The sequence below is a fragment of the Streptomyces sp. NPDC060184 genome (genome assembly GCF_042728795.1).
In the GTDB taxonomy this organism is placed as follows: Bacteria; Actinomycetota; Actinomycetes; order Streptomycetales; family Streptomycetaceae; genus Streptomyces.
In genome coordinates, this window is the sequence record NZ_JBHWYX010000066.1 from 1 (window position 1) to 21,295 (window position 21,295).

At 72.2% G+C, this 21,295-nt stretch carries 22 protein-coding genes; 20 read left to right on the plus strand and 2 right to left on the minus strand.

The genetic code is table 11. From position 1 onward, the window contains the following. Positions 1 to 182 precede the first annotated feature (182 nt). Positions 183 to 1,739: a signal recognition particle protein gene (gene ffh, locus ACFWEE_RS30370; protein ID WP_386894036.1), complete on the plus strand. Its 1,557-nt coding sequence runs from the start codon at positions 183 to 185 to the stop codon at positions 1,737 to 1,739. 252 nt (positions 1,740 to 1,991) lie between these two features. Beyond that, positions 1,992 to 3,920 carry an ATP-dependent zinc metalloprotease FtsH gene (gene ftsH / locus ACFWEE_RS30375; protein WP_386894038.1) on the plus strand — a complete coding sequence of 643 codons (1,929 nt, stop codon included), beginning with the start codon at positions 1,992 to 1,994 and terminating at the stop codon, positions 3,918 to 3,920. Positions 3,921 to 4,001: 81 nt separating this feature from the next. Here ftsH and ACFWEE_RS30380 read toward each other — a convergent pair whose 3' ends face one another. Continuing rightward, a complete protein-coding gene (locus ACFWEE_RS30380; protein ID WP_386894040.1) occupies positions 4,002 to 4,883 on the minus strand; it encodes a methyltransferase domain-containing protein in 882 nt (293 codons plus the stop codon). Positions 4,884 to 5,668: 785 nt separating this feature from the next. On the opposite strand from ACFWEE_RS30380, the gene ACFWEE_RS30385 reads away from it, so the two are divergent. The 17 genes from ACFWEE_RS30385 (at position 5,669) to ACFWEE_RS30465 (ending at position 19,096) form a co-directional block, all read left to right on the plus strand. Continuing rightward, positions 5,669 to 6,262 carry a hypothetical protein gene (locus ACFWEE_RS30385; protein ID WP_386894042.1) on the plus strand — a complete coding sequence of 198 codons (594 nt, stop codon included), beginning with the start codon at positions 5,669 to 5,671 and terminating at the stop codon, positions 6,260 to 6,262. Positions 6,263 to 6,416: 154 nt separating this feature from the next. Continuing rightward, positions 6,417 to 6,848: a 30S ribosomal protein S16 gene (gene rpsP, locus ACFWEE_RS30390; protein WP_386894044.1), complete on the plus strand. Its 432-nt coding sequence runs from the start codon at positions 6,417 to 6,419 to the stop codon at positions 6,846 to 6,848. Between the two features lie 2 nt (positions 6,849 to 6,850). After that, on the plus strand, positions 6,851 to 7,090 hold the full coding sequence (locus ACFWEE_RS30395) for an RNA-binding protein (RefSeq protein WP_014153811.1): 240 nt from the start codon (positions 6,851 to 6,853) through the stop codon (positions 7,088 to 7,090). Between the two features lie 190 nt (positions 7,091 to 7,280). After that, positions 7,281 to 7,877, plus strand: coding sequence for a ribosome maturation factor RimM (rimM, locus tag ACFWEE_RS30400; RefSeq protein ID WP_386894046.1), 597 nt, complete (start codon positions 7,281 to 7,283; stop codon positions 7,875 to 7,877). Further along, positions 7,877 to 8,698, plus strand: coding sequence for a tRNA (guanosine(37)-N1)-methyltransferase TrmD (trmD, locus tag ACFWEE_RS30405; RefSeq protein WP_386894048.1), 822 nt, complete (start codon positions 7,877 to 7,879; stop codon positions 8,696 to 8,698). The genes rimM and trmD overlap by 1 nt, the downstream gene beginning before the upstream one ends. 131 nt (positions 8,699 to 8,829) lie before the next feature. Further along, positions 8,830 to 9,180, plus strand: a complete 351-nt coding sequence (gene rplS / locus ACFWEE_RS30410) for a 50S ribosomal protein L19 (protein ID WP_266709644.1) — start codon at positions 8,830 to 8,832, stop codon at positions 9,178 to 9,180. Between the two features lie 291 nt (positions 9,181 to 9,471). Further along, a complete protein-coding gene (lepB, locus tag ACFWEE_RS30415; protein ID WP_386894077.1) occupies positions 9,472 to 10,116 on the plus strand; it encodes a signal peptidase I in 645 nt (214 codons plus the stop codon). Then, the gene (lepB, locus tag ACFWEE_RS30420; RefSeq protein WP_386894051.1) at positions 10,109 to 11,317 is read left to right on the plus strand and encodes a signal peptidase I; all 1,209 of its coding nucleotides are present in this window, start codon (positions 10,109 to 10,111) and stop codon (positions 11,315 to 11,317) included. The genes lepB (ACFWEE_RS30415) and lepB (ACFWEE_RS30420) overlap by 8 nt, the downstream gene beginning before the upstream one ends. Further along, entirely contained in the window at positions 11,220 to 12,107 is an 888-nt protein-coding gene (gene lepB / locus ACFWEE_RS30425) for a signal peptidase I (RefSeq protein ID WP_386894079.1), read from the plus strand. Before lepB (ACFWEE_RS30420) ends, lepB (ACFWEE_RS30425) begins: the two co-directional genes overlap by 98 nt. Before the next feature lie 49 nt (positions 12,108 to 12,156). Then, positions 12,157 to 13,002, plus strand: a complete 846-nt coding sequence (gene lepB, locus ACFWEE_RS30430; RefSeq protein WP_386894053.1) for a signal peptidase I — start codon at positions 12,157 to 12,159, stop codon at positions 13,000 to 13,002. After that, positions 12,992 to 13,480, plus strand: coding sequence for an NUDIX hydrolase (locus ACFWEE_RS30435; RefSeq protein WP_386894055.1), 489 nt, complete (start codon positions 12,992 to 12,994; stop codon positions 13,478 to 13,480). The genes lepB (ACFWEE_RS30430) and ACFWEE_RS30435 overlap by 11 nt, the downstream gene beginning before the upstream one ends. A 64-nt stretch (positions 13,481 to 13,544) precedes the next feature. Continuing rightward, positions 13,545 to 13,853 (plus strand): DUF2469 domain-containing protein, encoded by a 309-nt coding sequence (locus ACFWEE_RS30440; protein ID WP_043444228.1) that lies wholly within the window; start codon positions 13,545 to 13,547, stop codon positions 13,851 to 13,853. Positions 13,854 to 14,153: 300 nt separating this feature from the next. Beyond that, positions 14,154 to 14,516, plus strand: coding sequence for a YraN family protein (locus tag ACFWEE_RS30445; protein ID WP_327178238.1), 363 nt, complete (start codon positions 14,154 to 14,156; stop codon positions 14,514 to 14,516). A gap of 1 nt (position 14,517) precedes the next feature. Next, entirely contained in the window at positions 14,518 to 16,140 is a 1,623-nt protein-coding gene (locus ACFWEE_RS30450; protein WP_386894058.1) for a YifB family Mg chelatase-like AAA ATPase, read from the plus strand. Between the two features lie 92 nt (positions 16,141 to 16,232). Further along, complete coding sequence (gene dprA / locus ACFWEE_RS30455) at positions 16,233 to 17,345, plus strand: DNA-processing protein DprA (protein ID WP_386894081.1); 1,113 nt, start codon at positions 16,233 to 16,235, stop codon at positions 17,343 to 17,345. A gap of 250 nt (positions 17,346 to 17,595) precedes the next feature. Continuing rightward, positions 17,596 to 18,432 carry an RNA polymerase sigma factor WhiG gene (whiG, locus tag ACFWEE_RS30460; RefSeq protein ID WP_327178240.1) on the plus strand — a complete coding sequence of 279 codons (837 nt, stop codon included), beginning with the start codon at positions 17,596 to 17,598 and terminating at the stop codon, positions 18,430 to 18,432. Positions 18,433 to 18,538: 106 nt separating this feature from the next. Then, the gene (locus ACFWEE_RS30465) at positions 18,539 to 19,096 is read left to right on the plus strand and encodes a helix-turn-helix domain-containing protein (RefSeq protein ID WP_327180181.1); all 558 of its coding nucleotides are present in this window, start codon (positions 18,539 to 18,541) and stop codon (positions 19,094 to 19,096) included. Positions 19,097 to 19,310: 214 nt separating this feature from the next. Here the strand turns inward: ACFWEE_RS30465 and ACFWEE_RS30470 are convergent, their stop codons facing one another. Next, positions 19,311 to 20,117, minus strand: a complete 807-nt coding sequence (locus tag ACFWEE_RS30470) for a murein hydrolase activator EnvC family protein (protein WP_386894060.1) — start codon at positions 20,115 to 20,117, stop codon at positions 19,311 to 19,313. A gap of 276 nt (positions 20,118 to 20,393) precedes the next feature. On the opposite strand from ACFWEE_RS30470, the gene rpsB reads away from it, so the two are divergent. Next, positions 20,394 to 21,293: a 30S ribosomal protein S2 gene (gene rpsB / locus ACFWEE_RS30475; protein WP_266709663.1), complete on the plus strand. Its 900-nt coding sequence runs from the start codon at positions 20,394 to 20,396 to the stop codon at positions 21,291 to 21,293. Positions 21,294 to 21,295 lie beyond the last annotated feature (2 nt).

The window sequence follows — 21,295 nt, forward strand, 5'->3', positions numbered from 1 at the left end:
GGGGGGGGGGGGGGGGGGGGGGTTCCCCCCCCCCCCCCCCCCGCCCGTCGGCCTCCTGCTCCGTGCGGCCCGCCCACCCCCGCTCCGTACCGATCGCCACCGGCGAGGACGGCCGCTCGTCCGGGCCGGATACTCTAGTAGGCGACCTGCCACGCCCCCGACCCTGAGGACCGACGAGCGCCGTGTTCGATACTCTCTCCGACCGCCTTGCCGCGACTTTCAAGAACCTCCGGGGCAAGGGCCGCTTGTCCGAGGCGGACATCGACGCCACGGCTCGCGAGATCCGTATCGCCCTGCTCGAAGCGGACGTCGCGCTTCCGGTGGTCCGTGCCTTCATCGCCAACGTCAAGGAGCGGGCGCGCGGCGCCGAGGTCTCCGGCGCGCTGAACCCGGCCCAGCAGGTCGTCAAGATCGTCAACGAGGAGCTCGTCTCCATCCTCGGCGGGGAGACCCGGCGGCTGCGGTTCGCGAAGAACCCGCCCACCGTGATCATGCTCGCGGGCCTCCAGGGTGCCGGTAAGACCACCCTCGCCGGAAAGCTCGGCCTCTGGCTCAAGGGGCAGGGGCACTCCCCGCTCCTCGTCGCCTGTGACCTCCAGCGCCCCAACGCCGTCAACCAGCTGAGCGTCGTCGCCGAGCGCGCGGGCGTCGCCGTGTACGCGCCGGAGCCGGGCAACGGCGTCGGCGACCCGGTGCAGGTGGCGAAGGACTCCATCGAGTTCGCCAAGAACAAGGTCCACGACATCGTCATCGTCGACACCGCGGGCCGTCTCGGTATCGACCAGGAGCTGATGCGCCAGGCCGCGGACATCCGCGACGCCGTCAGCCCGGACGAGATCCTCTTCGTCGTCGACGCGATGATCGGCCAGGACGCGGTCAACACCGCCGAGGCCTTCCGCGACGGCGTCGGCTTCGACGGCGTGGTGCTCTCCAAGCTCGACGGCGACGCCCGCGGTGGTGCCGCCCTGTCGATCGCCCACGTCACGGGCAAGCAGATCATGTTCGCGTCCAACGGCGAGAAGCTCGACGAGTTCGACGCCTTCCACCCGGACCGCATGGCCTCCCGCATCCTCGACATGGGTGACCTGCTCACCCTCATCGAGCAGGCGGAGAAGACGTTCAGCCAGGAAGAGGCCGCCAAGATGGCCTCCAAGCTGGCGTCGAGCAAGGGCAAGGACTTCACGCTCGACGACTTCCTGGCGCAGATGGAGCAGGTCCGCAAGATGGGCTCCATCTCCAAGCTGCTCGGCATGCTGCCCGGCATGGGGCAGATCAAGGACCAGATCGCCAACATCGACGAGCGCGACGTCGACCGCACCGCCGCGATCATCAAGTCGATGACGCCCAAGGAGCGCGCCGAGCCGACCATCATCAACGGCTCGCGCCGGGCCCGTATCGCCAAGGGCTCGGGCGTCGAGGTCTCCGCGGTGAAGAACCTCGTGGAGCGCTTCTTCGAGGCCCGCAAGATGATGTCGCGCATGGCCCAGGGCGGCGGCATGCCCGGCATGCCGGGGATGCCGGGCATGGGTGGCGGCCCCGGCCGGCAGAAGAAGCAGGTCAAGCAGGCCAAGGGCAAGCGCAAGAGCGGCAACCCGATGAAGCGCAAGGCCGAGGAGCAGGCCGCCGCGGAGCGCCGCGAGCAGGCCTCGGCCCAGGGCAACGCCTTCGGCGTGCCGGACCAGGGCACGCCGGGCAAGGACTTCGAGCTGCCGGACGAGTTCAAGAAGTTCATGGGCTGACCGCCGCGGGACGCCCGGGTCCGAGGCGTCGGCAGTACGTGAGAAGGGGCGCGCACCACGACGGTGCGCGCCCCTTCGGCGTACCGGGCTTGGCCGGCGCATGGCCTCTTCGGCGTGCCGGGCGCGGCCCGCGTGCGACCCCTTCGGCGTGCCGCGTACGGCCCATGGAGTGGACTCTCCGGGAGCTTTGGGGCGTGTTCTCCCCTAATGTCGCGAATATCGCCACTCACGGTCGTCGGCAGAGGAGAGCGTGTGACCACCCCCGTACCTCCCCGCGATCGCCCCGACCAGCCCTGGCGCTCCGAGGGAGCGCCGCCGCCGGCGCCGCAGCGGCGGAAGATGCCCGGCGGCTGGGGACGGCTGCTGCTCACCGCGCTGATCGTCTACCTCCTCGCCAACCTGGTGCTCTCCTTCTTCAACGGCGACGACGAGCCGACCATCGCGTACACCGAGTTCACCAAGCAGGTCGGCGCCGGGAACGTCTCCAAGATCTACTCCAAGGGCGACGCCATCCAGGGCGAGCTGAAGAAGAAGGCGAAGGTCCCCGGCGAAGACACCGAGTACACCAAGTTCACCACCCAGCGTCCGGCCTTCGCCGACGACAACCTCTGGGACGAACTGGTCGACGACGACGTCACCGTCACCGCCGAACCGGTCGTCCAGCAGCGCAGCTTCCTCGCCAACCTGCTGATCTCGCTCGCGCCGATGCTGCTCCTCGTCCTGCTCTGGGTGTTCATCGCCCGGCGGATGTCGCGCGGCGGCCCCGGCGGCGGCCTGGGCGGCTTCGGGCGCAAGGCGCCGCCCAAACCGGTCGCCCTGGAGAGCGGCACCCGTACCACCTTCGCCGACGTGGCGGGCATCGACGAGGTGGAGGGCGAGCTCAACGACGTCGTCGACTTCCTGAAGAACCCGGACGCCTACCGGAAGATGGGCGCCCGCATGCCCGGCGGGGTCCTCCTCGCCGGGCCGCCCGGCACCGGCAAGACGCTGCTGGCGCGCGCCGTCGCGGGGGAGGCCGGGGTGCCGTTCTTCTCCGCGTCCGCCTCCGAGTTCATCGAGATGATCGTGGGCGTCGGCGCCGGCCGGGTGCGCGAGCTCTTCGCGGAGGCACGCAAGGTCGCGCCCGCCATCGTCTTCATCGACGAGATCGACACCATCGGCCGCGTCAGGGGCGGGGGCGCCGGTATGGGCGGCCACGACGAACGCGAGCAGACCCTCAACCAGATCCTCACCGAGATGGACGGCTTCTCCGGCTCGGAGGGCGTGGTCGTGCTGGCCGCGACCAACCGGGCCGACGTCCTCGACCCCGCCCTCACCCGGCCCGGCAGGTTCGACCGCATCGTCCAGGTCAGCCCGCCGGACCGGGGCGGACGCGAGGCCATTCTGAAGATCCACACCCGGCGGATCCCGCTCGCCGACGACGTCGACCTGTCCCGGGTGGCCCGCTCCACCCCCGGCATGACCGGCGCCGAGCTCGCCAACCTCGCCAACGAGGCGGCGCTGCTGGCGGTCAAGCGCAAGGGGGCCGCGGTGGAGCAGACGGACCTCTCCCAGGCCCTGGAGAAGGTCCAGCTCGGCGCCGAGCGCCCGCTGGTCATGCCGGAGGAGGAGCGCCGCAGGACCGCGTACCACGAGAGCGGCCACGCCCTGCTCGGCATGCTCCAGCCGGGGGCCGACCCGGTGCGCAAGGTCACCATCGTGCCGCGCGGCCGGGCCCTGGGCGTGACGCTCTCCACCCCGGACGCCGACAAGTACGCGTACACCGAGGACTACCTGCGCGGCCGGATCATCGGCGCCCTCGGCGGCATGGCCGCGGAGCACGTGGTCTACGACGTGATCACCACGGGCGCGGAGAGCGACCTGGAACAGGTCACCGGTCTGGCGCGCGGCATGGTCGGACGCTGGGGGATGAGCCACCGGGTCGGCCGCCTCACGGCCATCCCGGCCGACGCCCAGCAGGCGTACGGGCTCTCGGCGGCGCCCGCCACGCTGGACGCGATCGACGAGGAGATGCGGCGCATCGTCGACGAGTGCTACGAGGACGCCTGCCGGCTGCTGCGGGAGAACCGCGGCCGGCTCGACTCGCTCGCCGAGGCGCTGCTGGCGAACGAGACGCTGGAGGAGGCGGAGGCGTACCGCGCGGCGGGGATCACCCGGCTGGAGAAGCCGCATCCGGCGTGAGCGGACGCTCCGCGCGCCACTGTGCGAGGGGCGGACCGTCCCGTCCGCCCCTCGCGCGTTCCCGTGTGCCGGGAGCGGGCCTCAGCAGACGCAGACCAGGTAGCGGAATACGTTCGGCATCCAGACCGTGCCGTCGGAGCGCCGGTGCGGATGGAGTGCCTCGGCGACCTCTTTGGCGACCTGTCCGCGGTCCGTGGCCGCCACCGCCGCGTCGAAGAGCCCCGTCGAGAGCAGCCCGCGGACCGCGCTGTCCAGGTCCGCGTAGCCGAACGGGCAGGACACCCGGCCCGAGCCGTCCGGTTTCAGTCCCGCCCGCGAGGCGACCTCCTCCAGGTCGTCCCGCCGGGCCGGGCGCCGGGCGCCGGAGCGCGCGCCGCCGGACGGGTTCGCGAGCCGGTCCGCGACCTCCAGCACCGCCGCCGTGGCGCACCGCTCGGGCGGCCCCCAGCCGGTCAGCACCACCGTCGCGCCCCGGGCCGCCAGCGGTACGGCGGACTCCAGCGCGGGGGTGAGCTCCTCCCCGTCGCCCGCCGTGCAGCCGATCGGGTCGAAGGCGGTGAGCAGGTTGTACGGTGCCCCGTCCGCGGGCGCCGCCGCCGGGAGCCCGTCGACCAGGCGCGCCGGTGCGCCCGCGGACCGGACGTCCGGCCCGGCTCTTCCGCCCGGCCCCTCCATGCTCGGGGGCAGCAGCCGTTCCCGGGCCAGGGCGAGCCGGTCGTGGTCGGTGTCCACCCCGGTGACCCGGGCTCCGCGGGCCGCCGCGATCAGCAGGGCGAGACCGGAACCGCAGCCGAGGGAGAGCATGCGCGTACCGGCCCCGACTTCGAGCCGTTCGTAGACCGCTTCGTACAGCGGTGACAGCATCCGCTCCTGGATCTCTGCCCAGTCGCGGGCACGGGTACCGGTGTCCACCGGAGCGGGGGTGTCCGCGTACCTGTGGTTCCGGACGAGCGTTGGTGTCATGGATGTACCCCAATCGCCAAGAGGGTTCGGTCGTGCCCGAATGGGCGCCCCCGCGTGCGGGCGTCCGCATCCCCGTATGTCAGAGAACTGCGCATCGGCCGCCGCGTCCAGGGGGCGCAGGGTCATTCATTGCGCGCCCCGGTCATGCGCCCTGTGGGGGCGGGGGTGCGCCGCACCGCCGACTCTCGCCGTTGGGAAGGCGGTACCGACTCGCTTCGCGGACCCTGCGGTCCGCCGGGTGGTGCCCGGGTCCGGTGGTCCGCGGTGGGCGGCGGCCATCCGGAACGCGAGCCTCCCGTTCCTTCCGCCCAGTCTCACCCGACACCCGGAGCGCAGCACCTCGAACACCCCGGGACCCGCGTACGCCGTGGTCACGCGGGTGGTCACGCAGCTCGGGCGGACCACCCGCGGCTGCGCCCCGCCGTGTCCGCGAGCGGTGGGGCGGGGCCGGTGCTCCGTTCGGGCGGCGGGAGCGGTAGCCTCGCCCCGACCACGCGGGCCGGACGGTGTCCTTCGGCCCCGAGCCACGCCGCGGGATTCCGCGCGGGCCCGCGGCCCGGCTCCGGCGTTCGCGAAAGCGTGTGAAAGCGGTACGGACCCGTCCGGTCCGACCAGAGCGTCTACGCGTTATTACGTACGACCTTGGTGGGAGCTGTGAGGCTTCTCCGCAGATCGGCGTACCCGCCCGCGTACACGGGGCATCGCCGCCAACCGGCTGGTACGTGCAAATTATTTGGGATGCCCCGGAATAGGAACACCGGGGCCCCCAGGCTCGTTATCACGACGTGAGCACGACACCACCTGTACTTGCCGCAGAGCTGGCGCAGGCGTGGGCCGACATTCAGCGGTACCACCCCGAGCTGCCCGATCTCGCCGCACCCGAGTCCCTGATCGGAGAGTCCTCGTCCGCCTGTGGCGCCGAACTCTCCTTCGAGCGACTGCTCCACGAGGCAGTCCACGGCATCGCCGCCGCCCGAGGTGTCCGCGACACCTCCCGCGCCGGCCGCTACCACAACCGACGTTTCCTCGCGATCGCCGAAGAGCTGGGCCTCGACCACACCGAGGAGCCGCACCCCAGCAGCGGCTTCTCGCTGGTCACCCTCAACCCGGAGGCGAAGCGGCGGTACCGGCCCACGGCCGAGCGCCTCCAGCGCGCGCTCAAGGCGCACACCGTGGCGACGGCCGCCGACACCAAGCGGTCCTTCCGGGGCCCGGCGGCCCGGCACGGCTCGTCCGGCGGCGGCGTCCGGGTCAAGGCCGTCTGCGACTGCGGACGCAACGTCCGGGTCGTCCCCTCGGTCCTCGCACAGGCGCCGATCGTCTGCGGGGGCTGCGGAAAGCCGTTCCGGATCCCGGAAGCCACCGTCGCGGTGGGGTGAGCCGATGGCGTGTGGCACAATGGACAGCTGTACTCGACAGTCGCACAGGACCCCTCTCTCCTCCGGCTGACGCGTCCGTCGGGCACCCGAGTACCGCAACCCCACGTGGCATCTTTTGTGCCCAACCACGTCAAGACCAGGAGACACCACTTCCGTGGCAGTCAAGATCAAGCTGAAGCGTCTGGGCAAGATCCGTTCGCCTCACTACCGCATCGTCGTCGCCGACTCCCGTACCCGCCGTGACGGCCGGGCCATCGAGGAGATCGGCCTGTACCACCCGGTGCAGAACCCGTCCCGCATCGAGGTCAACTCGGAGCGCGCGCAGTACTGGCTGTCCGTCGGCGCCCAGCCGACCGAGCCGGTCCTCGCGATCCTGAAGCTCACCGGTGACTGGCAGGCTCACAAGGGTCTCCCGGCCCCCGCGCCGCTGCTGCAGCCGGAGCCCAAGGCTGACAAGCGCGCCCTGTTCGAGGCCCTGACCTCCGACGGCGACGAGGCCAAGGGTGAAGCCATCACCCCGAAGGCCAAGAAGTCCGAGAAGAAGGCTGACGAGGCGGCCGACGCTGCCGAGTCGACCGAGGCCTGAGCATGCTCGAGGAGGCTCTTGAGCACCTCGTGAAAGGCATCGTCGACAACCCCGACGATGTGCAGGTCGCCTCGCGCGACCTGCGCCGCGGGCGCGTGCTCGAGGTCCGGGTACACCCCGACGACCTCGGCAAGGTGATCGGTCGCAACGGCCGCACCGCGCGTGCTCTGCGCACGGTCGTGGGCGCCATCGGCGGGCGCGGCATCCGCGTCGACCTCGTCGACGTGGACCAGGTGCGCTGAAAGAGTTGAACACCGGCAAGGGCCGGGGAGGGCTTCACAGCCGTCCCCGGCCCTTGTCGTCGCTCCGGCCCCCGGGCGGTGTCCGCCGGACCCGCCCGGGGGACGTCCGGGGCGGCCCTCCCGTACCCCCGGCGCTGTCGCCCGGCCCCCGCCGGACGCCCGCGTCCGCCCCACCCATCGGAGAATCAGCGTGCAGTTGGTAGTTGCGCGGATCGGCCGCGCCCACGGCATCAAGGGCGAAGTCACCGTCGAGGTCCGCACGGACGAGCCGGAGCTGCGACTCGGCCCCGGTGCCGTCCTCGCCACCGACCCGGCGGGCGCCGGGCCGCTCACGATCGAGACCGGCCGGGTGCACAGCGGCCGGCTGCTGCTCCGCTTCGCGGGCGTGCACGACCGGACCGCCGCCGAGGCGCTGCGCAACACCCTGCTGATCGCAGAGGTCGACCCGGACGAGCTCCCCGAGGACCCGGAGGAGTTCTACGACCACCAGCTGATGGACCTCGACGTCGTGCTCGCGGACGGCACCGAAATCGGCCGGATCACCGAGATCACCCACCTGCCCTCGCAGGACCTCTTCATCGTGGAGCGCCCGGACGGCAGCGAGGTGATGATCCCCTTCGTGGAGGAGATCGTCACCGAGATCGACCTGGAGGAGCAGCGGGCCGTCATCACCCCGCCGCCCGGCCTGCTCGACGAGAACGAGGCGGTCGTCGCCTCCTCGCGCGACGAGGAGACCGGGGGAGAGGCCGAGGACGGCTCCGCCACCGGCGCGGGGGGCCAGGCGTAATGCGGCTCGACGTCGTCACGATCTTCCCCGAGTACCTCGACCCGCTGAACGTCTCGCTCGTCGGCAAGGCGCGCGCCCGGGGCAGCCTCGGGGTGCACCTCCACGACCTGCGGCAGTGGACGTACGACCGGCACAACACGGTCGACGACACCCCGTACGGCGGCGGACCCGGCATGGTCATGAAGACCGAGCCGTGGGGCGACGCCCTCGACCAGGTACTCGCCGACGGCTACGAGGCCGGCGCGCACAGCCCCGTCATGGTCGTGCCCACGCCCAGCGGACGCCCCTTCACCCAGGAACTCGCGGTCGAACTCTCCGAGCGGCCGTGGCTGGTCTTCACCCCGGCACGGTACGAGGGCATCGACCGCCGCGTGATGGAGGAGTACGCCACCCGCATGCCGGTCGTCGAGGTCTCCATCGGCGACTACGTCCTGGCCGGCGGGGAAGCCGCCGTCCTCGTGATCACCGAGGCGGTGGCCCGGCTGCTGCCCGGCGTCCTCGGCAACGCCGAGTCGCACCGCGACGACTCGTTCGCCCCCGGCGCCATGGCCAACCTGCTGGAAGGCCCCGTCTACACCAAGCCGCCCGAGTGGCGCGGCCGGGCCGTCCCCGACGTGCTGCTCACCGGCCACCACGGGAAGATCGCCCGGTGGCGCCGGGACCAGGCATTCGCCCGCACCGCGCTGAACCGGCCCGATCTGATCGAACGCTGCGCCGCGAGCGACTTCGACAAGAAGGACCGGGAGATCCTCTCGATCCTCGGCTGGGCACCGGAGCCCGGTGGCCGATTTTGGCGCAGGCCTTCCGCCGTGGAAGAATGAGCAGCTGCTGTACGTCCGGCGTGCGCCCCTGCCACAGGGGGAACGACGTCCGCCCGGCGTGATCAGCGCTTCGATCCTCCAGACGATCTCCCGTCGATGACCTGTGGCATCGGCGAAGAAAGCAGACACACATGGCTTCCCTGCTCGATGGCGTCAACGCCGCCTCCCTGCGTTCGGACCTCCCGGCCTTCCGCGCCGGTGACACCGTCAACGTCCACGTGCGCGTGATCGAGGGCAACCGCTCCCGCATCCAGCAGTTCAAGGGCATCGTCATCCGCCGCCAGGGCGCAGGCGTCAGCGAGACCTTCACGGTCCGCAAGGTCTCCTTCAGCGTCGGCGTCGAGCGCACCTTCCCGGTGCACAGCCCGATCTTCGAGAAGATCGAGCTCGTCACCCGCGGTGACGTCCGTCGCGCCAAGCTGTACTTCCTCCGTGAGCTGCGCGGCAAGGCCGCGAAGATCAAGGAGAAGCGCGACCGCTGAGCTGACACCGGCGTCCACAGCGCGGCCGGATAAGCTTCGGCCGCGATGGACACGGAAGAACAGCACACGAAGCGCGATCGCTCCGCCGGACCTGCGAAAGGTCCGGGGGCGCGGTCGCGCTTTTCGCGTTCCGGGGCCCTCGGGCCTTCCGGCGGTACGTCCCCCGGTCCCGACGGGCCTCCCGGCGGTTCCGGCGATTTTGGCGGTTCCGGTGCGGCAGGCGAGTCCGGTGGACCGGGACAGGACGGCGGCGGGCGGGCCGGGCGCGGGCCCGCGAAACGGCGGGCGGCCCTGCTCTGTGCAGCCCTGCCGGTCGCGGTACTCCTCCTCAGCGCGTTCGTCGTGCAGCCCTTCCTCATCCCCAGCGGCTCGATGGAGTCCACGCTGCGGGTCGGGGACCGGGTGTTGGTGAACAAGCTGGCGTACCGTTTCGGCTCCGTACCGGAGAGGGGGGACGTGGTGGTCTTCGACGGCACCGGCTCCTTCCTCCCGGAGGCCGCCGGCGGGAACCCCGTCACCGGGCTGCTGCGGGGGGCCGCCGCGGTCCTGGGGCTCGCCGACCCCCCGGACACCGACTTCGTGAAACGCGTCGTCGGGGTGGGCGGCGACCACGTGGTCTGCTGCGACCGGAAGGGCCGGCTGGAGGTGAACGGCGCCCCCCTGGAAGAGGCGTACCTGCACGCGGGGGACGCCCCCTCCCGGGTGCCGTTCGACATCGTCGTCCCCGACGGCACCCTCTGGATGATGGGCGACCACCGGGACCGGTCCAGCGACTCGCGCAGCCACCTCGGGGAGCCCGGGGGCGGCATGGTTCCCGTGGAGAAGGTGATCGGACGGGTGGACCGGATCGGCTGGCCCTGGAGCCGGGCGGGTGCCCCGGCCGGTCCGGGCGGCGCGTTCGACGGCGTACCGGAGCCGGACGGCCGGCATGGGTAGCCCCGGTCGCGGGAGCGGCTCCGCTCCCGGAGGAGAGCCCTCGTACGGTTCCGCTCCCGAGGCGTCCTCGTACGACACCGCTCCCGACGAGTCCTCCCGACGCACCGCTTCCGACGAGCCCTCCCACGGCTCCGCTCCCGGGGCGGACTCCTCGTACGGCACCGGGGACGCGGACCGGTCCGCCTCCGGGACCGGGCGCGGGCGCACGGCACCGACCCGGGCGGAGCGCCGGAGGCTGGCGCGCCGGGTCGCGCGGCGGCGCCGCAGGTCCAAGGTGACCGAGATCCCCCTCCTGCTCGTCTTCGCGCTGCTCATAGCCCTGTTCCTCAAGACCTTCGTGGTCCAGGCCTTCGTGATCCCCTCCGGCTCGATGGAACAGACCATCCAGATCGGCGACCGGGTTCTGGTCGACAAGATGACGCCGTGGTTCGACGCCGAACCTCAACGGGGCGACGTGGTGGTCTTCAAGGACCCCGGCGGCTGGCTGGGGGAGGGCGAGACGGCGGACGCCGGGTCGGCGCCGGTCGGGGTCCGCCAGGCGAAGGAGTTCCTCACCTTCATCGGGCTGCTGCCCTCCGCCGACGAGCAGGACCTGATCAAGCGGGTGGTCGCGGTCGGCGGGGACACCGTGAAGTGCTGCGGGAAGGACGGCCGGCTCACCGTCAACGGCGTGGCCGTCGACGAGCCCTACCTGAACCTTGGGGATGTGCCATCGGCCATCCAATTCGAGGTAAAGGTTCCCGAGGGCCGGATCTTCGTGATGGGCGACCACCGATCCAATTCCGCCGACTCCCGCTACCACCTCGGCAACGGCTTCCACGGCACCGTGCCGCTCTCGGACGTCGTGGGGCGCGCCGTGGTCATCGCCTGGCCGGTGGGGAACTGGGCCTCGCTGGGGCAGCGCGACGCGTTCGCGGGGGTCCCGGACGCGGTGTCGGGAGCGTCGGCCGGGCCCGCTCTCTCGCATAGTGTGTCCCACCAGGATCCCTACGGAATGATCCCGCTCCCGACCCCTGCGGAACTCCCGCTCGTTATGGGAGTGATGGGCCTGCGTCGCATCCGGCGCGGGCGGTGGCACGGATTGAGGAGTGGATGTGGGGGATTTGGCGGTCGGCGCACGATCCGGACACGACGAACCCGAGGACCGGCCCGGACGGACCGGGGACCCCTCGGAGGCGGCGGCGGACCGGACGGGGGATGACGACGCCCCGGACGGCGCCGCCTCGGGCCCCAGGCAGCGTTCCTTCTGGAAGGAGCTGCCGCTCCTCATCGGGATCGCGCTCGTTCTGGCTCTGCTGATCAAGACCTTCCTGGTCCAGGCGTTCTCGATTCCCTCGGACTCCATGCAGGACACGCTCCAGCGCGGCGACCGGGTGCTGGTGGACAAGCTGACCCCGTGGTTCGGCTCCGAGCCGGAGCGCGGCGAGGTCGTCGTCTTCCACGACCCCGGCGGCTGGCTGGAGGGCACGGCCACGCCCGACCCGAACGTCGCGCAGAAGTTCCTCAGCTTCATCGGGCTGATGCCCTCCGCCGAGGAGAAGGACCTGATCAAGCGGGTCATCGCGGTGGGCGGCGACACGGTGGAGTGCAAGCTGAACGGCCCCGTCACGGTCAACGGGAAGGCGCTGGACGAGAAGTCGTTCATCTACCCCGGCAACACCCCCTGCGACGACAAGCCGTTCGGCCCGATCAAGGTCCCGAAGGGCCGGATCTGGGTCATGGGAGACCACCGCCAGAACTCCCTGGACTCCCGCTACCACCAGAACCTCCCGGGCCAGGGCACCGTCTCCGTGGACGACGTCGTGGGCCGTGCCGTGCTGGTGGCCTGGCCCGTCAACCGCTGGGCGACGCTGCCCGTGCCCAGCACCTTCGACCAGCCCGGCCTGAACGCCGCGGCGGCGGCTGCTCCGGCCGCGCTCGGCGTGGCGGGAGCGCTGCCCCTGGTCCTCTGGCGTCGCAGGAGGCTGACCCGGGAGCGTACCGACGGGTAGTGTGCCGACTCGGATCAGCGATTGTCGATCTCCGATGGGGGACGCTGGGATGAGTGGTGCAGGACGTACGGGAGACGGCCGCGGCCGGCTCGGCAACGTGTTGTCGGGCCTGGTCGTGGCCGTCGGCTGTGTGCTCTTCCTCGGCGGGTTCGTCTGGGCCGCGCTGGTGTACCGGCCGTACACCGTGCCGACCGGGTCGATGTCCCCGACCGTGGAGACCGGGTCCAAGGTGCTCGCGCAGCGGATCACGGGCGACGAGGTGCGGCGCGGCGATGTCGTGGTCTTCACCGACAAGGCGTGGAGCGGTTCCCCGATGGTCAAGCGGGTCATCGGGATCGGCGGCGACACGGTGGTCTGCTGCGACGCGAAGGGCCGGCTCACCGTCAACGACGAGCCGATCGCGGAACCGTATCTGCGGACACCGGCGGGTGCCTCCGGGGTCTCCGGCGGCACCAGCGGTTCCAGCGGTTCCGGATCGTCCGGCGACTCCGGTTCCTCCGGAACGGGGGCGTCCTCCGGTGCCTCCGGGCAGGCCCCCGCCTCGACGGAATTCAGCGCGGAGGTCCCCGAGGGGGAGCTCTTCCTGCTCGGCGACGACCGTGCGATCTCCCTGGACTCCCGCGTCCATCTGACGGAGGAGGGGCAGGGCTCGGTGCCGCGCTCCGCGGTCGAGGCACGGGTCGACGCGGTGGCCTGGCCGTCCGGGCACATGCTCGACCCCCCGGAGGGGTTCGCCGGACTTCCCGGCGGCATCTCGTCCCAGGGGCCGTTGCCGCTTCAGCTCGGCGCCGCGGTGGCGGGTGTGGTGCTGATCCTGGCCGGCTGCGCCTACGGGCCGATCGCGGCGCGGACGCGGCGCGGGAAGTCCGCGAAGGCGGTGGCGGGTGCCCGCTGAGATCCGGACGGTCGCGCGGGTCGTGCTCCTCGACCCGCAGGACCGGATTCTGCTGATGCACGGCTTCGAGCCCGAGGACCCCGGCACCACCTGGTGGTTCACTCCCGGCGGGGGGCTGGAGGGCGACGAGAGCCACGAAGAGGCCGCCCGCCGCGAGCTCGCCGAGGAGACCGGCATCACGGAGGTCGAACTCGGCCCGGTGCTCTGGAAGCGGAGGTGTTCCTTCCCGTTCGACGGGCGCCGCTGGGAACAGGACGAGTGGTACTTTCTCGCCCGAACGGAACGGACCGCCACCGACCTCGGGGGCCTGACCGACCTGGAGCGTCGCAGTATCGCGGGTCTCAGGTGGTGGACTTCCGCCGAACTGCGGGCGACCCGTGAGACGGTGTACCCGACCAAGCTCGCCGAGCTGCTGTGCAGGCTGCTCGACGAGGGTTCTCCGAGTGTTCCGCTGATTCTCGCCCCCGAAATCGCCTGAACGTCCGGGGGCGTCACCGGCTGCAGCACAATGGGGGAACGCACGGCTGAAGGGGACGCATGCCATGAGCGCCGAGGACCTCGAAAAGTACGAGACCGAGATGGAGCTGAAGCTCTACCGGGAGTACCGCGACGTCGTCGGTCTGTTCAAATTCGTGATCGAGACCGAACGTCGCTTCTACCTCACCAACGACTACGAGATGCAGGTGCACTCGGTCCAGGGGGAAGTGTTTTTCGAGGTGTCCATGGCGGATGCCTGGGTCTGGGACATGTACCGGCCGGCGAGATTCGTCAAGCAGGTGCGTGTGCTGACCTTCAAGGACGTGAACATCGAGGAGCTCAACAAGAGCGATCTCGAACTTCCGGGCGGCTGACAAAACCGCCTCGCGAAGGCGGGAACCTTTCCGCGGACGGGACCGCTCGGCGAGGGCGGGCCACGGAGTGCGCGGACACCGGACGCCGGACGCGGGGGCGGTGAGCTGGCCGCGGGCGTGCGGAGCGGTCCACGGAGTGCGCGGGCGCCGGGCGCGGGACGGATCGTTTCCCCGGCTCGTCAATCCGGGCGACCCGGTCATCCTCAGGGGTGGCCGGGTTTTCCACATCCGGGAAGTTGTCCACCAAGATCCACAAGGATCGGCCGCCCCGCGCAGAGTCGGTGCCGGAGGTGGTGCCGGATGAAGAACGCACGAGGGGCACTCGGGCGGTACGGCGAGGAGTTGGCGGCGCGGCTGCTGACCGACGCGGGGATGGCCGTGGTGGCGCGCAACTGGCGCTGCCGGGCCGGAGAGATCGACATCGTCGCGCGCGACGGAGACGCGCTCGTCGTCTGCGAGGTGAAGACCCGCAGATCGACGGCGTACCAACACCCCATGGCGGCCGTCACCCCGGCCAAGGCGGACCGGCTGCGGCGGCTCGCGGAGCTGTGGCTCGACGCGCACGGCGGGCCGCCGAGCGGCGGCGTCCGCATCGATCTCGTCGGCGTCATCGTGCCCCGGCGCGGCGGCCCGGTCGCCGAGCACGCCCGGGGGGTGGCCTGAGATGGGCTTCGCGCGAGCCTGTTCCGTCGCCCTGGTCGGCGTGGAAGGCGTGGTGGTGGAGGTCCAGGCGGACCTGGAACCAGGAGTGGCGGCCTTCACGCTGGTCGGGCTGCCGGACAAGAGCCTGGTCGAGAGCAGGGACCGGGTCAGGGCGGCCGTCGTCAACTCCGGTGCCGAGTGGCCGCAGAAGAAGCTCACGGTCGGCCTCTCCCCGGCCTCCGTGCCGAAGTCCGGGTCGGGGTTCGACCTCGCCGTCGCGTGCGCCGTGCTCGGCGCCGCCGAGCGGATCGACCCGTCGGCGATCGCCGACGTCGTCATGGTCGGCGAACTGGGCCTGGACGGACGGGTGCGCCCGGTGCGCGGCGTGCTGCCCGCCGTCCTCGCCGCCGCCGAAGCGGGGTACGCCCACGTCGTGGTCCCGGAGCAGACCGCCGGGGAGGCGGCGCTGGTCCCGGGCGTCTCGGTGCTGGGTGTACGGAGCCTGCGCCAACTGATCGCGATCCTGAGCGACGAACCCGTCCCCGACGAACCGGCGGGCCAGGAGAGCCGCCCCGACGCCCTGCTCGCCGGGCTGATGGTGCCCGGCTCCGGGTTCGGCGCGGGGCTCGCCCCGGCCGGCGGCCCGGGCGGGACCTACCGCAAGGACCTGCGCGACGTCGCGGGGCAGAGCAGAGCGCGCGGGGCCCTGGAGATCGCCGCGGCGGGCGGACACCATCTGCTGCTCTCCGGCCCCCCGGGCGCGGGCAAGACGATGCTGGCCGAGCGGCTGCCGGGCATCCTGCCACCGCTGACCCGGCGGGAGGCCCTGGAGGTGACGGCGGTGCACTCGGTCGCCGGCATCCTCCCGCCCGGCGAGCCGCTGGTCAGTACCGCGCCGTACTGCGCCCCGCACCATTCGGCGACCATGCAGTCGCTCATCGGCGGCGGCAACGGACTGCCGAGACCCGGCGCCGTCTCCCTGGCGCACCGCGGGGTCCTCTTCATGGACGAGGCCCCCGAGTTCTCGGCCAAGACCCTGGACGCCCTCCGCCAGCCGCTGGAGTCCGGACACGTCGTGGTGGCCCGTGCGGCGGGCGTGGTCAGACTGCCGGCGCGCTTCCTGATGGCGCTGGCGGCCAACCCCTGCCCCTGCGGCCGGCACAGCCTGGGCGGGGCCGGATGCGAGTGCCCGCCCGCGGTGGTCCGCCGCTACCAGGCCCGGCTGTCCGGACCACTGCTGGACCGGGTGGACCTGCGCGTCGAGGTGGAGCCGGTCACCCGCGCGGACCTGGTGGAAGGCGGCGGCCGGGGCGAGTCGAGCGCCGTCGTCGCCGCCCGGGTGCGCCAGGCCCGTGCGCGCGCCGCCGAACGGCTGGCCGGCACACCCTGGACCACCAACAGCGAGGTGCCGGGCCACGAGCTGCGGACCCGGCTGCTCGCCGCCCCCGGAGCGCTGACGGCCGCCGAACGGGACATGGAGCGGGGCGCCCTGACGGCACGCGGGCTGGACCGGGTGCTGCGGGTGGCCTGGACCGTCGCGGACCTGCGGGGCGTGGACCGCCCGGACGCCTCGGACGTGGCCGTCGCCCTGGAGCTGCGCACCGGCGTCCAGCGCGGAGTGCCGATGAAGGCGAGGGCGTCGTGACCGCCGGAACGCCCGGGTCCCCGGAACGCCCGGTACCCCCGGAGGGTTTCGGGCCGGAGACGGAACGGCTGGCACGGGTCGCGCTCACCAGGATCGTCGAGCCCGGGGACGAGCGGGCGGGCCGGTGGCTGCGCGCGCACGGGCCGGTCGAGGTGCTGCGACGCCTGACCGCGTACGACGGAACGCCTCGGACGCTCCCCGGGATGACGGAGGCGCGGCTCGCCGGTTACCGCATGCGGGCCGCCGCGGCGCAGCCGGAGAGGGACCTGGAGGCCATGGCCCTGGCCGGAGGGCGGTTCGTCGTCCCGGGCGACCCGGAGTGGCCCGGGCAACTGGACGACCTCGGCGACGCCCGCCCCGTGGGGCTCTGGATCCGGGGCGGCCCGGACCTGCGGCTCTGGGCGCTGCGCTCGGTCGCGGTGGTCGGCGCGCGGGCCTGCACCCCGTACGGCGCCCACATGGCGGCGACGCTCGGCGCGGGGCTCGCGGAACGGGGCTGGGTGGTGGTCTCCGGAGCCGCCTTCGGCGTGGACGGCGCGGCGCACCGGGGAGCGCTGGCGGCGGGAGGCGCGACGGTCGCGGTCCTGGCGTGCGGGGTGGACGTCCCCTACCCGCGCGGTCACGCGGAGCTGATCGGCCGGATCGCGGCGGAGGGCCTGCTGGTGGGGGAGTTGCCGCCGGGCACCCATCCGACCCGCAGCAGGTTCGTCCTCCGCAACCGGGTGATCGCCGCGCTGACCAGGGGCACGGTCGTGGTCGAGGCCGCATACCGCAGCGGCTCCCTGGCGACCGCCCGGGGAGCCCAGCGGCTCGGCCGCTTCACCATGGGCGTACCGGGGCCCGCGACCAGCGGACTGTCGGCCGGCGTCCACGAACTGCTGCGTGGCGAAGGGGTGCTGGTCACGGACGCGGCCGAAGTGGCGGAACTCGTCGGCGACATCGGCGACCTCGCCCCGCTCCGCCGCGGGCCCGTGCTTCCCCGGGACCTGCTCGGCCCGGTCGCCGCCGCGGTCCTGGAGGCACTGCCACGAGAAGGGACCGCGCGGGTGCGCGACCTCGCCCGTTCCGCGGGGACTTCGGCCGACGAGACGCTCGCGCGACTGTACGAACTTCACTCACTGGGGTTCGTCGAACGGGAGGGCGACACCTGGCGTCCGGCGGTCAAGCCGACACCCAACGACGACGCCCGGCGAGGCGGTACTTGACCTGGAGCATTCGGGTGAAAAGGTAAGCGGGGTGACCTACGGAGTACGCGCGGCGCCACTCCCGGGGCCGACGCGTACGGCATCGGCCCCGGTCATCCGGTACGCCCGGCCGCGGGAGCGCGCGTGGCGCCCGCGCGCTCCACCCGCCCCTGCACGACGCGCGCCGCGACGCCACAGTCACGCTACGCTCACATGTCTTCACTCCCCACAAGTCCCCAGTACTTCACGGCAGAACGGCTCAAGGCACCACATGCCCCAGCACACCTCCGGGTCTGACCGCGCGGCAGTACCACCCGCTGCGCGTGGCACTGTGCGGCCCTCCGCCCCCTCCTCCCTCGAAGAGTTGTGGCGTACCTACAAGTCCACGGGAGACGAGCGGCTGCGGGAGCAACTGATCCTGCACTACTCACCGCTCGTCAAGTACGTCGCGGGCCGGGTCAGCGTGGGGCTCCCGTCCAACGTCGAGCAGGCGGACTTCGTGTCCTCGGGCGTCTTCGGACTGATCGACGCCATCGAGAAGTTCGACATCGAGCGGGCCATCAAGTTCGAGACGTACGCGATCACACGCATCCGGGGCGCGATGATCGACGAACTCCGGGCGCTGGACTGGATTCCGCGGTCCGTGCGCCAGAAGGCGCGGAACGTCGAGCGCGCGTACGCCACGCTCGAAGCGCAGCTGCGGCGCACCCCGTCGGAGTCCGAGGTCGCCGCCGAGATGGGGATCGCCCTGGAAGAACTGCACGCTGTTTTCAGCCAGTTGTCGCTGGCGAACGTGGTGGCCCTGGAGGAGCTGCTGCACGTCGGCGGAGAAGGCGGCAACCGGCTCAGCCTGATGGACACGCTGGAGGACACGGCCGCCGACGACCCGGTGGAGGTCGCCGAGGGCCGCGAGCTCAGACGCCTGCTCGCCCGCGCCATCAACACCCTCCCGGACCGGGAGAAGACCGTGGTCACGCTCTACTACTACGAGGGCCTCACCCTCGCCGAGATCGGCAACGTCCTCGGAGTCACCGAGAGCCGGGTCAGCCAGATCCACACCAAGTCGGTCCTCCAGCTGCGCGCGAAACTGGCCGACGCCGGGCGTTGATCGGATCCCCCGGCCGCCCTCCCTCCACCGGACGCCGAGGTCGGGCACTTCACGGGCAGACCCTCCGCCGTACAGTGGAGCCGTGCCCAGGATTCGAGCGGCCTCCGTGGCCGAGCACCGGACCATGCAGCGCGGCGCCCTCCTGGACGCCGCGCGCTCCCTGCTTTCCGAGGGCGGGACGGAGGCGTTGACCTTCCCCGCGCTCGCCGAACGCACGGGTCTCGCCAGGTCGTCGGTGTACGAGTACTTCCGTTCCCGCGCCGCCGTCGTCGAGGAACTCTGCGCCGTCGACTTCCCCGTGTGGGCGGCCGAGGTCGAGAACGCCATGGCCCGGGCCACGACGCCCGAGGAGAAGATCGAGGCGTACGTCCGCAAGCAGCTCGAACTGGTCGGGGACCGGCGCCACCGCGCCGTGGTCGCCATCTCCGCCAGCGAGCTCGACGCCGGGGCCCGCGAGAAGATCAGGGCCGCGCACGGCGGACTGATCACCATGATCGTGGAGGCCCTGGGCGACCTCGGGCACACCCAGCCGAGGCTCGCGGCGATGCTGCTCCAGGGCTCCGTCGACGCGGCGGTACGCCGGATCGAGCTGGTCGTGGCCGAGGAGCCGGGCGTGATCGCCGAGACCGCGGTCGCCATGATCCTGCGCGGCGTACGGGGCTGAACCCACCGCCCGGCCGGTGGGCACGGGGACGGCCGGGAGGCCTCGGGGCTCTGTGAGCCCCATGACCTGTGAGCCCCATGACCTGTGAGCTCTGTGAGCTCGTGAGCTGTGTGAGCTCCGTGAGCTGTGTGAGCTCCATGAGCTCTGTGAGTTCCCGGGAGGCTCGGGAGCGCGGGTGCCGCCGCCCCGTTCCGGTGGGCCGTCGGCCGTGGACTCAGCGCCGACGGATGCCGCGCCGGCCCGCGCCCCGCCCCGCGTTCCGCCCCCGCACCCCCCTTCCCGGCTCCTCGGGCAGGGGGACGCCCGAGACCGGCAGCAGCCGCGACGGGCCCCGCGTCAGCAGGGCGGCCGGCAGCAGCGAGAGCGGGTCGACGTAGGCGTCCCCGAGCCGCACACCCCAGTGGAGGCACCCCCGCGCGCAGTGCGAAGGGCCCGGCTCCACCACCGCGACCCGAGCGCCCGCCCCGACCTCCTCGCCGACGCGTACCAGCGAGCGGACGGGTTCGTACGTCGTGCGCAGCGGCGGTTCGCCGCTCTCCGCAAGCTCCACGGTGAGGACCCCGCGCCCCGCCACCCGGCCCGCGAACGCGACGCGTCCGGCCGCGACCGCCAGGACCCGGGTACCGGGCGGTGCGGCGAGGTCGACGCCCCGGTGACCGGGTGCGTACGGACCGGCGGGCGGCTCCCAGCCCCGTACGACCACCGGGCGGCCCGCGAGGGGCCAGGTCCTGGCGCCCGGGGCCGGAGCTTGGGCGGGACCGGGGGCGGAGGCCGCGGCCGGCGCCGGAAGCCCGGACGCGGGAAGCCCGGATGCCGGAACCCCGGATGTCAGGAGGCCGAGCGTCAGAAGTACGGATGCGACCACGCTGACGGGCCTGACGGGCCTGACGGGCCTGACGGGCCTGGCTGCCCCCGGCCCCCGTACCCGCAGCGGCCTCCGTACCCGTAGAAGTCCCCGCGCGCGTGCCCGTACCGGCGTCCGTGACTGTGGCGGGGCCGTGGTCGTGTCTGTCCGCTGCATGCCCGAAGCCTTCCCCCGGAGGTCCCCGGCCCGGGGATCTCGGGCCCCGGCTGTGGAGTACTCGCCGGTTGTGGACAACGCCGTCACCCGGCACGCGAAGGGTCCCGTACACTTCTTGTGGCGACCCGGGTGACCGGGTCGACTTCGCACGCCCCGCCACCTCCCTCTCAGCGGACGGTGGCCGCGCCTCTCGGTCCTTCGTGGCACGGCGCGTGGGGCGTCAGGCGCGAGCGCAATCCTGCGGTCGCGGAACCGAGTACCTCAAGGAGAACGGCCATGGCCGTCGTCACGATGCGGGAGCTGCTGGAAAGCGGCGTCCACTTCGGTCACCAGACCCGTCGCTGGAACCCGAAGATGAAGCGCTTCATCTTCACCGAGCGCAACGGCATCTACATCATCGACCTGCTCCAGTCGCTGTCGTACATCGACCGCGCCTACGAGTTCGTCAAGGAGACCGTCGCGCACGGCGGCTCCATCATGTTCGTGGGTACCAAGAAGCAGGCCCAGGAGGCCATCGCCGAGCAGGCGACGCGCGTCGGCATGCCGTACGTCAACCAGCGTTGGCTCGGTGGCATGCTCACCAACTTCTCCACCGTCTACAAGCGCCTTCAGCGTCTGAAGGAGCTCGAGCTCATCGACTTCGAGGACGTGGCCGCCTCCGGCCTCACCAAGAAGGAGCTCCTGGTCCTCTCCCGCGAGAAGGCCAAGCTGGAGAAGACCCTCGGTGGTATCCGCGAGATGCAGAAGGTGCCCAGCGCCGTCTGGATCGTCGACACCAAGAAGGAGCACATCGCCGTCGGTGAGGCGCGCAAGCTCCACATCCCGGTCGTCGCGATCCTCGACACCAACTGCGACCCCGACGAGGTCGACTACAAGATCCCGGGCAACGACGACGCGATCCGCTCCGTCACCCTGCTCACCCGCGTGATCGCCGACGCCGTCGCCGAGGGCCTCATCGCCCGTTCCGGTGCCGCCACCGGTGACTCGAAGCCGGGCGAGAAGGCCGCCGGCGAGCCCCTCGCCGAGTGGGAGCGCGACCTGCTCGAGGGCGACAAGAAGGACGACGCCGAGGTCCAGGCCTCCGCCGAGACCGAGAAGGCCGCGGACGCCGAGCCGGCCGAGGCCGCCGCCGAGACCGCCGAGGTCGAGGCTGCCGCCGAGACCGAGCAGGCCTGACA

Bases quoted from the DNA above. Each gene is read 5' to 3' on its own strand.
- ACFWEE_RS30380 (WP_386894040.1), bottom strand. From the start codon at position 4,883: ATGACACCAACGCTCGTCCGGAACCACAGGTACGCGGACACCCCCGCT.
- ACFWEE_RS30395 (WP_014153811.1), top strand. From the start codon at position 6,851: ATGCTCGAGGAGGCTCTTGAGCACCTCGTGAAAGGCATCGTCGACAAC.
- trmD (WP_386894048.1), top strand. From the start codon at position 7,877: ATGCGGCTCGACGTCGTCACGATCTTCCCCGAGTACCTCGACCCGCTG.
- rplS (WP_266709644.1), top strand. From the start codon at position 8,830: ATGGCTTCCCTGCTCGATGGCGTCAACGCCGCCTCCCTGCGTTCGGAC.
- lepB (WP_386894051.1), top strand. From the start codon at position 10,109: ATGGGTAGCCCCGGTCGCGGGAGCGGCTCCGCTCCCGGAGGAGAGCCC.
- lepB (WP_386894053.1), top strand. From the start codon at position 12,157: ATGAGTGGTGCAGGACGTACGGGAGACGGCCGCGGCCGGCTCGGCAAC.
- ACFWEE_RS30440 (WP_043444228.1), top strand. From the start codon at position 13,545: ATGAGCGCCGAGGACCTCGAAAAGTACGAGACCGAGATGGAGCTGAAG.
- ACFWEE_RS30445 (WP_327178238.1), top strand. From the start codon at position 14,154: ATGAAGAACGCACGAGGGGCACTCGGGCGGTACGGCGAGGAGTTGGCG.
- ACFWEE_RS30450 (WP_386894058.1), top strand. From the start codon at position 14,518: ATGGGCTTCGCGCGAGCCTGTTCCGTCGCCCTGGTCGGCGTGGAAGGC.
- whiG (WP_327178240.1), top strand. From the start codon at position 17,596: ATGCCCCAGCACACCTCCGGGTCTGACCGCGCGGCAGTACCACCCGCT.
- ACFWEE_RS30470 (WP_386894060.1), bottom strand. From the start codon at position 20,117: ATGCAGCGGACAGACACGACCACGGCCCCGCCACAGTCACGGACGCCG.
- rpsB (WP_266709663.1), top strand. From the start codon at position 20,394: ATGGCCGTCGTCACGATGCGGGAGCTGCTGGAAAGCGGCGTCCACTTC.